Consider the following 1948-nt stretch of genomic DNA (forward strand, 5'->3'; position numbering starts at 1 on the left):
ACCCCACGACACCACAACCACAAAGCCATGGCGCCGACGAGGACAAACACACCAAACATTCAGCACACTGTTGAGTTCTCAAAGGACAACCACACCACCGTACCGACCTGCCCGATGGGGCAAACCTTCCGGAGGGCGACCTTCCTAGCTTACTGCGTCGTCCGGGCCGGGTTCAACCTCTGCGCCCTGGAGACGTGGAGAACAGTACACGGACGTTCCGGAGCCCTGTCACCGGGGGGTCGCGTTCGCCGTCGTCGCAGGTCGCGATGGGGAACGGTCAGCACCCCGGAGTCAGCACCACGGAGGACGACGTCCTCGACGGGTCGCACTGCCGAGCCGGGTCGGGCCGCGGTGCGACCGGCGCGGGTTCGCTCGGCGGACGCGCGCTCCTACGCAGCCCAGTGCACCTGGACGACGTCGACGCGGTGGAACTGCTCGAGGACGACGTAGGTGAGGAGCCCGCGGCTCCCGAAGCTCATGGTCCGCACGGCACCGCCGGGGTTGCGGTCGACGAGGGGCTCGCCGTCCCACGGGCTCTCCTCGACGACCTCGAGGGCCTCGGCCAGCGCCAGGAGGGCGTCGCGCGGCAGATCGCCGAGGACCTCGCGCACGGAACCGACGTCGATGGCGTAGGGCACCTCTAGAGGCCGAGCTGCACGCGGACCTCGCGCCACGGCGCGGGCGGGCGCCCCACCGTCGCCCCTGTCTCGAGGGCGGTGGTCACCTGCTCGCGCACCGCCCGGTACCCGTCGGCGCCGCCCGCCGTCGCGGTCACCCGGGCGACGCGTCGCCACGCGTCGAGGCAGGCGTGGACCACGGCCAGGTCGTAGGTCTCGGCGGCGCGCCCGAGAGCGGCGCGCCACTGGGCGTCGAACTCGGCAGCGCTCTCCGGCGCCAGGGCCGCGCGGACCTCGGCGGGCGACGCGTCCGACCACGTGCGCCCTGCGGGGCGCGAGGGCTCGGGAGTCGGTGCCGCGGACATGGCACCACCCTATCGACGACGAATCCGCCGTGGGGCGAAGCTCGTCGTCCCGGGCCCGAACCGATCGGTACGACGTCGGCGAGCTGAGGACCGTGGCCTGGCTGCGCCGGACCCGGACTACCGGCAGGCGGAGCTCACGTCCCGGGTACATGACGGCAGCCCCGGCAGCGCCCACCGATGGGGCGGAAGCCCCTGGTGGGTGGGCGAGGACGGTCGCGCTGCGCAGGCGTTCGACGGTCTGCCGCCGCCACGTGCGTCGGGTGCCGAGCCCTGTCGCAGCACGAGCCGGCCGGCCCCTCGGCGCGCGACCGCCGTCCGACAGATCGGTGTAGGAGGAGAGGGCCCGGGGGCCACGGTAGGCCGTCCGCGGCGGGCGCACGGACCGGCCGGTCGAATCCGTCCGTGCTGGGCCGCTCGCACCGCAACACTGGACCTCGGCCAGTGCGCGCTGCCGTACGCCCCTCGAGGATGCGCCTCTCCCGACGCGGTAGCACCACCTCACTGCTCGTCACGTCGCGGCCGCGGCCCTTGTCCTCGACGCGGGGACGGACGACGCGGGACGACGCGCAGCGAGCTCAGGGCGACCGGCTTCTCGCGCTCGCGGGACCGCGCGGGAGGGTGGCGGAACCCCGCCGAGAGCGCGGGAGACACGAGGAGGTCCGACCCGGCAGCACCCGCCGTCCCGGGTCGGCGTCCGCCGTGTCTGGAAGACGCCCGCGGACGCCACGACGGTCCCGGTGTGGGGCGAGGTGGGACGCGGAGGTACCACCGTCTCGACAATCCGCCGGCGACCCGCAGCATGGGGCCGACGCTGCTCGCCGAGGGCCGCGCTGGGCATCGCTGAGAACATCGAACAATCGGCGAGGGCGGCCGGGTTCGAGCTGTCGGGACGGCGCACTCCTGCCGCCGGCTGAAAACACAACACAGGAGAGCGGGTGTCCCGCTCTCCTGTGTCGTGGGTCCTGC

General features: G+C 73.4%; 2 protein-coding genes. Both read right to left on the bottom strand.

Going from position 1 to position 1948, the window contains the following annotated elements:
- Positions 1–389: 389 nt before the first annotated feature.
- A complete protein-coding gene (locus C8D89_RS28595) occupies positions 390–638 on the bottom strand; it encodes a hypothetical protein (RefSeq protein WP_116711537.1) in 249 nt (82 codons plus the stop codon).
- A gap of 2 nt (positions 639–640) precedes the next feature.
- A complete protein-coding gene (locus tag C8D89_RS28600) occupies positions 641–982 on the bottom strand; it encodes a DUF6247 family protein (RefSeq protein WP_116711538.1) in 342 nt (113 codons plus the stop codon).
- Between the last annotated feature and the right edge of the window lie 966 nt (positions 983–1948).

It is taken from the genome of Actinomycetospora cinnamomea (genome assembly GCF_003096675.1).
GTDB classification, from domain to species: Bacteria; Actinomycetota; Actinomycetes; order Mycobacteriales; family Pseudonocardiaceae; genus Actinomycetospora; species Actinomycetospora cinnamomea.